Annotated in this window: 8 protein-coding genes; 6 read left to right on the top strand and 2 right to left on the bottom strand. The window is 69.2% G+C overall.

What is annotated here, in order from left to right:
* Nucleotides 1–926, bottom strand: a 926-nt coding sequence (locus A5712_RS06270) for a phosphotransferase family protein (RefSeq protein WP_068102599.1), incomplete at its 3' end; no start/stop codon positions are given.
* 64 nt (nt 927–990) lie between these two features.
* The gene (locus tag A5712_RS06265) at nt 991–1,629 is read right to left on the bottom strand and encodes a histidine phosphatase family protein (RefSeq protein WP_068102587.1); all 639 of its coding nucleotides are present in this window, start codon (nt 1,627–1,629) and stop codon (nt 991–993) included.
* A 77-nt stretch (nt 1,630–1,706) separates the two neighbouring features.
* Here A5712_RS06265 and A5712_RS06260 point away from each other — a divergent pair, with 77 nt between their 5' ends.
* The 6 genes from A5712_RS06260 to A5712_RS06235 all read left to right on the top strand — a co-directional run bounded on the left by A5712_RS06260 (nt 1,707) and on the right by A5712_RS06235 (nt 7,124).
* The gene (locus tag A5712_RS06260) at nt 1,707–2,378 is read left to right on the top strand and encodes a class I SAM-dependent methyltransferase (protein WP_068102584.1); all 672 of its coding nucleotides are present in this window, start codon (nt 1,707–1,709) and stop codon (nt 2,376–2,378) included.
* 67 nt (nt 2,379–2,445) lie between these two features.
* On the top strand, nt 2,446–3,477 hold the full coding sequence (locus tag A5712_RS06255; RefSeq protein WP_068102582.1) for a phosphotransferase family protein: 1,032 nt from the start codon (nt 2,446–2,448) through the stop codon (nt 3,475–3,477).
* A gap of 1 nt (nt 3,478) precedes the next feature.
* Nucleotides 3,479–4,243, top strand: coding sequence for an SDR family NAD(P)-dependent oxidoreductase (locus A5712_RS06250; RefSeq protein ID WP_068102580.1), 765 nt, complete (start codon nt 3,479–3,481; stop codon nt 4,241–4,243).
* Between the two features lie 25 nt (nt 4,244–4,268).
* On the top strand, nt 4,269–5,552 hold the full coding sequence (locus A5712_RS06245; RefSeq protein ID WP_068102578.1) for an acyl-CoA dehydrogenase family protein: 1,284 nt from the start codon (nt 4,269–4,271) through the stop codon (nt 5,550–5,552).
* Nucleotides 5,533–6,153 carry a TetR/AcrR family transcriptional regulator gene (locus A5712_RS06240; RefSeq protein ID WP_068102575.1) on the top strand — a complete coding sequence of 207 codons (621 nt, stop codon included), beginning with the start codon at nt 5,533–5,535 and terminating at the stop codon, nt 6,151–6,153. Before A5712_RS06245 ends, A5712_RS06240 begins: the two co-directional genes overlap by 20 nt.
* Nucleotides 6,153–7,124 carry an NADPH:quinone oxidoreductase family protein gene (locus A5712_RS06235; RefSeq protein ID WP_068102572.1) on the top strand — a complete coding sequence of 324 codons (972 nt, stop codon included), beginning with the start codon at nt 6,153–6,155 and terminating at the stop codon, nt 7,122–7,124. The genes A5712_RS06240 and A5712_RS06235 overlap by 1 nt, the downstream gene beginning before the upstream one ends.
* The last annotated feature ends 26 nt before the right edge of the window (nt 7,125–7,150 follow it).

Below are 7,150 nucleotides of genomic sequence, written 5' to 3'. Positions count from 1 at the left end.
CCGGCGGCGATGATGGCGAGCTTGAAGTACGCCAGTGCCATGTAGAACTCCCAATGAGCCAACGGCAACCCCGCCACCAGCGAGTAGCGGTCGGCCAGCTCGTCGGCCGTCGGCAACAGCGGCGACGTCCAGGCGGCCTGCGCGTTGACGATCAGGTCCAGCGCCGGGTCGCGGTAGACGCACATCAGGGCGGCGTCGGACAGTGGGTCCCCCAGCGTCGAGAGCTCCCAGTCCACGACCGCGCGCACCTTCGTCGGGTCGTCGGCGTCCAGGATGGTGTTGTCGATCCGGTAGTCGCCGTGCACGATCGAGGTCCGGCTCTGCTGCGGAATGGATTGGCGCAGGCCGGAATGCAACCGTTCGACGTCGGCGTCGCGGTGGTCGTCGGGCAGCCGCACCAGCTCCCACTGCGAACCCCAGCGTCGCACCTGACGCTCCAGGTAACCGCTGGGCTTGCCAAAGTCGGCCAGCCCCACGGCGTTCGGGTCGACGCTGTGCAGATCGACGAGGACCCGGATCAACGAGTCGACGCAGGCGTCGATGACGGTGTGATTGAACGCTTCGAGCTGCGCACGCCGGCGCACCACCTGCCCGGCAACGAATTCGACGATCTGAAACGGCGCGCCCAGCACCGAGTCGTCCTCACACAGCGCGATCGCGCGCGCGACCGGAACCGGCGTGTCCTGCAGCGCGGCGACGACCTTGAATTCGCGGGCCATGTCGTGGGCAGACGGCGTCAGCCCATGCAGCGGCGGGCGGCGCACCAGCCAGCTGGTCGCGTCGTCGTACACCCGGAACGTCAGATTCGAGCGGCCACCGGAGATGAACTCGCCCCGAAGTTCGCCGTCGCGGCCTATCCCGAGCGAACGCAGGTACCGGTCCAGCGAGGCCAGGTCGAGCCCGTCGAGTCGGTCAACTGAAGTCACTCGAACTTGTTTACCACCGCTGATGTCGGTCAACTTCACCACCACCGATTTGCCCGACTCCACCTCAGGCCGTTCCACGGCCTGCATCGTCGCCGGGCAGCCGCTGGTTTCGCGGCAACAGATCCCACACATGCTCGACGGTGTTGACCCCCGCCACCGTCGCCTGACCCGTCCGCGAGAACAGCAGCCGGGTCACCGACGCGTAGTCGACGGGGAAGGACAACAGCCGCCTCGTGCCCAGGATTTCGTGCAGCAGCACGTTGATCACCCCGCCGTGGCTGAACACCGCGACCGTGTCCTCGGGGTCGGCGGCGGCGACGAGGTCGTCGACCCCCGCGCGGACGCGCGCACGAAACGCGTCCTCGTCCACCGCGCTGGGCAGATGCCCCTCGGCCAGGCGGGCCCATTCCTCCGGTCGCTCGGCTTTGATCTGCTCGACGGGGATGTAGACGGGAAGGTCGCGGTCGTATTCGGCGAAGCGGTCGTCGATTTCGACTCGCAGCCGGCGCGCGGCCGCGACTGGTTCGGCGGTCTGAATCGCGCGCCGCTGCGGGCTGCTCACCACCCGCGCGATAGGAAACCGGGCGAGCGCGTCGGGCAGGCGCTCGACCTGCGCCCACCCCTGCTCCGACAGGTCCGGGTCGGAACCTTCGCCGTGTTCGCTTCTCAGCGGTAGCGCATGCCGGACCAAGAGCACTTGCATGTTTGTTCCCGTCGTCGGATGGTGGGCAGCGCCCAGTTTCTCATCGCGCCCCGCGACACCGATCCCGAGGAGGAGAGATGACCCAGCCGCAGATGGATTGGGACGCCGCATACCGGCAGGAAACGCCGCCGCCGTGGAGCATCGGCCGGCCGCAGCCCGAGCTGGCGGCGCTGATCGACGAGGGCAAGATCCGCAGCGATGTCCTGGACTCCGGCTGCGGCCACGCCGAGCTGTCGCTCGCCCTCGCCGCGCGCGGGTACACGGTTGTCGGTCTGGACGCCAGCGCGACGGCGGTCGAGGCAGCGGCCGCGACGGCCGCCGAACGAGGCCTGACGACAGCGACTTTCGCGCAGGCCGACGTCACCAACTTCCGGGGCTATGACGGTCGCTTCTCCACGATCCTGGACAGCGGACTGTTCCACGCGCTGCCGCCCGAGAGCCGCCAGGACTACCTGCAGTCGATCTTTCGGGCCGCCGCGCCCGGGGCGGCGCTGTACATCCTGGCGTTCGCCGCGGGGGCCCTGGGTCCTCAGAGCGCCGACCGGCCCGGGCCGCGCGGCTTCACCGAGACGGAGTTGCACGACGCCGTCGCAGAGCTCTGGCAAGTCGACGATCTGCGGCCCGCCAAGCTCTACGGCAACGCCGGCGCGCTCGCGGCTTCCCGTGATCCGTTGCCCGAGCTCGAATTCGACACCGACGGCCACTTCATGGCGCCGGGCTTCCTGTTGAGCGCGCACAAGCCCGGATAACAGTCGAGGCCTTTCCGCACTCCGTGGAGAATGCTATTCTCCGCACGGAGAGCGGGGTGTGCAGCCTATGACGAGTGTCAGCGAAACCCAACTGGACCCGGGCGTCCTTGCCCGTTGGCTGGATGCGAGCGGGGCACCCGGCGCCGGCGAGCAACCGGTGCTGAACCAGCTCAAGGGGGGTTCCCAGAACACCCTGTACCTGATCGAACGCGGCGGCGAACGCATGGTGCTGCGGATGCCGGGCGCGCGCGCCGACGCGGCCCGCATCGACGGCCTGCTCCGCGAGATCCGGCTGGTCCGCGCGCTGTCGGGCACCGACGTGCCACACGCGGCGCTGATCGCCGCCGACGACACCGGCACCGTGCTGGGCATGCCGTTCTACGTGATGCAGGCGATCGACGGCTGGAGCCCGATGGACGGCGGGTGGCAGGCGCCGTTCGACGCCGACCTGGAGGCCCGTCGCGGGCTGGCGTTCCAACTGGTCGAGGGCGCCGCCAAGCTGGGCCGGGTGGATTGGCGCGCGCAAGGCCTCGACGGCTTCGGGCGCCCGGACGGCTTCCACGAACGACAGGTCGATCGCTGGCTCACGTTCCTCGACGCCTACAAGGTGCGCGAGCTGCCCGGGCTGCACGAGGCCGCCGACTGGTTGCGCAGCCACCGGCCCGACCACTACAAGCCCGGCATCATGCACGGCGACTACCAGTTCGCCAACGTGATGTTCGCGCACGGTGCGCCCGCGCGGTTGGCCGCGATCGTGGACTGGGAGATGACGACGGTCGGCGATCCGCTGCTCGATCTCGCCTGGGCGCTGCTGGGCTACGACGGCGAGGAGCCCAGCACCGACGGGTTCTATCTGGACATGCGCGGCATGCCGACGCGCAGCGAATTGCTCGAGCACTACGAGAAGATCAGCGGGCTGTCCACCGAGAACATCGACTATTACCTGGTGCTGGCCAACTGGAAGCTCGGCATCGTGCTGGAGAAGACCTACGCGGCGGGGGTCAAGACCGGAAAAGTCGACCCGAACATCCAGGACACCTTCGGGGCGATGATCCCGCGGCTCATCGCCACCGCCGCCGAGCTGGCCGGGGCGCGCTGAAATGGGCTATGCGGAGCAGCTTTTCGACCTCACCGACCGGGTGGTGCTGATCACCGGCGGCAGCCGCGGGCTGGGACGCGAGATGGCGTTCGCCGTCGCGCACTGCGGCGCCGACGTCGTGATCGCGAGCCGCAACATGGACAACTGCGTGTCGACGGCAAAGGAGATCGAGGCCGAGACCGGCCGCTCCGCGATGCCCTACCAGGTGCACGTGGGGCGCTGGGACCAACTCGACGGCCTGGTCGAGGCCACCTACGAGCGGTTCGGCAAGGTCGACACGTTGATCAACAACGCGGGCATGTCGCCCTTGTACGACAAGCTGACCGACGTCACCGAGAAGCTCTTCGACGCGGTGCTCAACCTGAATCTCAAGGGTCCCTTCCGGTTGTCGGCGTTGGTGGGCGAGCGGATGGTCGCGGCCGGGCGCGGATCGATCATCAACGTGAGCACGGCCGGATCGCTGCGGCCGGCCCCCGACATCGTCCCGTACGCCTCGGCCAAGGCGGGCCTGAATGCCATGACCGAGGCGCTGGCGAAGGCGTTCGGACCGGACGTCCGGGTCAACACGCTGATGGCCGGGCCGTTCCTCACCGACGTCAGCAAGGCCTGGAACCTCGAGGGGGCCAAGGGCAAGCCGTTCGGGCACCTGGCGTTGCAGCGCGCCGGCGACCCCCGCGAAATCGTCGGCGCCGCGCTGTTTCTGGCGTCCGACGCTTCCAGTTTCACCACCGGCTCGATCCTGCGCGCCGACGGCGGTATCCCCTGACCAATGAACGAATAGGAGCATTCGAATGTCCTGGGACTTCTCCACCGAACCGGAGTTCGAAAAGAAGCTGGCCTGGATCCGCGAGTTCGTCCGCGAGGAGGTCGAACCCCTCGAGGTGCTCTTCCCCGGCTGTGAATTCCTTCCGCTCAACGACGAGCGGCGCCGGATCGTCGATCCGCTCAAGCAACAGGTCCGCGACAACGGCCTGTGGGCGCCGCATTTGGGGCCGGAGCTCGGCGGGCAGGGGTTCGGTGCGGTCAAGCTGACGCTGATCAACGAGATCCTCGGACGCAGCCCGTGGGCGCCGATCGTGTTCGGCACCCAGGCGCCCGACACCGGCAACGCGGAGATCATCGCCCGCTTCGGAACCCAGGACCAAAAGGACCGCTATCTGTCCGGCCTGCTGTCCGGGGAGATCTTTTCCTGCTTCTCGATGACCGAACCGCAGGGCGGCGCGGACCCGCGGGTCTTCACCACGCGGGCGGTCCGCGACGGGGACGACTGGATCATCACCGGGCGAAAGTACTTCTCCTCCAACGCGTCCGTCGCGTCGTTCTTCATCGTCGTCGCGATCACCGACCCCGACGTGCCCGTCCACCAGGGCGCCTCGACGTTCCTCATCCCGGCCGGCACGCCGGGCCTGAACGTGGAGGCCACCCATCACCTCGTCGGCGCCGACCCCCACGAGCCGGGGCATTCGCTGGTCCGCTACGACGGGGTGCGGGTGCCTTCGGAGGCGCTGCTCGGCGAACCCGGTCAGGGCTTCCTGATCCTGCAGACCCGCCTGGCCGGAGGCCGGCTGCACCACGCGATGCGCTCGATCGGGATGGCGCAGCGCGCCGTCGAGATGATGTCGCGGCGCGCGAAAAGCCGCTTCACCCAGGGTAGTTCGCTGGCCGACAAGCAGTTGGTCCAGGAGTTCGTCGCCGACTCCTATACCGAGCTGATCCCGTTCCGGCTGACCGTGCTGCACGCCGCCTGGCTGATCGACAACGGCGACGAGCGCGCCGCCCGCGCCGAGATCGCCGCCTGCAAGATCTTGGCGTCGCAGGTGTTGAAATCGATTGCGCTGCGGGCGATTCAGGTCCACGGTGCCCTCGGGCTCACCGACCAGCTGCCACTGGTCAACGTGCTGCTCGGCGGCATCGCGCTGGGCCTGGCCGACGGTCCGACCGAGGCGCACAAGGTCAACCTGGCGCGAATGCTGCTCAAGGGCTACGACGCCGAAGAGGGCGATTGGCCGAGCGAGATGCTGGACGTGCGGCTCGAGGCGGCCCGCGCCAAATACGGTGAGCTCGTTGGCCAGTAGCAGGGTCACCGCGGCCGTCGAGCGCGCCCTGGACGACCGCCAGCGCGAGGCGACCGAGGAGGTCGAGCGGATCCTGGCCGCGGCGGTGCGGGTGATGGAACGCGTCGCGCCCGAGGAGCCGCGGGTCAGCGACATCGTCGCCGAGGCCGGCTCGTCGAACAAGGCGTTCTACCGGTATTTCGCCGGCAAGGACGAGCTCATCCTGGCGGTCATGGAGCGCGGCGTGGCCATCGTCGAGTCCTACCTGCAGCACCAGATGGCCAAGGAATCCAGACCGGAAGACCAGGTCGCGCGCTGGATCGAGGGCACGCTGGCCCAGGTGGCCGACCCGCACCTGATCAGCATGAGCCGCGCGGCGGCCGGGCAGATGTCGGCGCCCAACTGGCGAGTGGCCGACACGGAAATGCTGCGGCCGCTACGGGATCTGCTCATCGAGCCCGTCACGGCGCTGGGCAGCACCGACGTCGACCGCGACGTCGAGGCGGTGTTCTCCTGCACCGCGGCGACCATGCGCCGATACGTGGGATCCGCCGACCGACCCCAGCCCGAGGACATCGCACACCTGGTGGGCTTCTGCCTGCGCGGGCTGGGGATTCGGTGATGCGCGCCGTCGTCTGCCGTTCGTATGGCACGCCGGAGGACCTGGTCGTCGAGGACCTCCCCGATCCGGTCCCCGGGCCCGGCCAGCTGGTGGTGCGGGTGCACGCCGCCGCGGTCAACTTCCCCGACGTGCTGCTGATCGCAGGCAAGTATCAGGTCAAGATTCCGGTTCCGTTCGTGCCAGGCAGCGAGCTGGCCGGCGAGGTGGTGGCGGTCGGCGACGGCGCCCCGTTTCGCTTGGGGCAGCGGGTTTCCGCGACCACCCCGACGGGCGCGTTCGCCGAGCGGGCGCTGCTCGATTCGAGAGCGGTCGCGCCCATACCCGACGGCGCCGACTTCGCGTCGGCCGCGGCGTTCGGTGTCACCTATCGCACCGCGTATCACGCGCTGCGGTCGATTGCCGAAGTGGCACAGGGTGATTGGGTGGTGGTGCTGGGCGCCGCCGGCGGTGTGGGGCTGGCGGCCGTCGACCTGGCGGTCGCGATGGGCGCCCGGGTGCTGGCCGCCGCGTCGAGTCCCGAAAAACTCGAGCTGTGCCGGCAGCGCGGCGCCGAGGCCACCGTCGACTACGACCACGAGGACCTCAAGACCTGCATCCGCGAGCTCACCGGCGATTCCGCCCGGGTGGTCCTGGACCCCGTCGGCGGGCCGTACGCGGAGCCCGCGCTGCGCGGCCTGGCCCGCGGCGGCAGCTTCATCACCCTCGGCTACGCGTCGGGCACCATCCCGTCCATCCCGCTGAACCTGGTCCTGCTCAAGGGCATCACGATCCGCGGCATGGAGATCCGCACCTTCATGGGCGACCGGCCCGACGACGCCGCGCGCGACATGCGCGAGCTGGAGCAGATGTTCGCCGCCGGCACGATCCGGCCCTACATCGGCGCCCGCTTCCCGCTTTCCGAGGCCCCGGCGGCACTGCGGCACGTGGCCGAGCGCAAAGTGCTCGGCAAGGTGGTCATCGACGTGACCTGACTTCCGCGAGCAGACGCAGAATCGCA

It is taken from the genome of Mycobacterium sp. E2327 (assembly GCF_001672675.1).
Lineage (GTDB): Bacteria > Actinomycetota > Actinomycetes > Mycobacteriales > Mycobacteriaceae > Mycobacterium.
Note: the sequence above shows the minus strand (reverse complement) of the source record. Positions and strands in the feature narration are given on the sequence as shown.

Bases quoted from the DNA above. Each gene is read 5' to 3' on its own strand.
- A5712_RS06265 (WP_068102587.1), bottom strand. From the start codon at position 1,629: ATGCAAGTGCTCTTGGTCCGGCATGCGCTACCGCTGAGAAGCGAACAC.
- A5712_RS06245 (WP_068102578.1), top strand. From the start codon at position 4,269: ATGTCCTGGGACTTCTCCACCGAACCGGAGTTCGAAAAGAAGCTGGCC.
- A5712_RS06260 (WP_068102584.1), top strand. From the start codon at position 1,707: ATGACCCAGCCGCAGATGGATTGGGACGCCGCATACCGGCAGGAAACG.
- A5712_RS06255 (WP_068102582.1), top strand. From the start codon at position 2,446: ATGACGAGTGTCAGCGAAACCCAACTGGACCCGGGCGTCCTTGCCCGT.
- A5712_RS06250 (WP_068102580.1), top strand. From the start codon at position 3,479: ATGGGCTATGCGGAGCAGCTTTTCGACCTCACCGACCGGGTGGTGCTG.
- A5712_RS06235 (WP_068102572.1), top strand. From the start codon at position 6,153: ATGCGCGCCGTCGTCTGCCGTTCGTATGGCACGCCGGAGGACCTGGTC.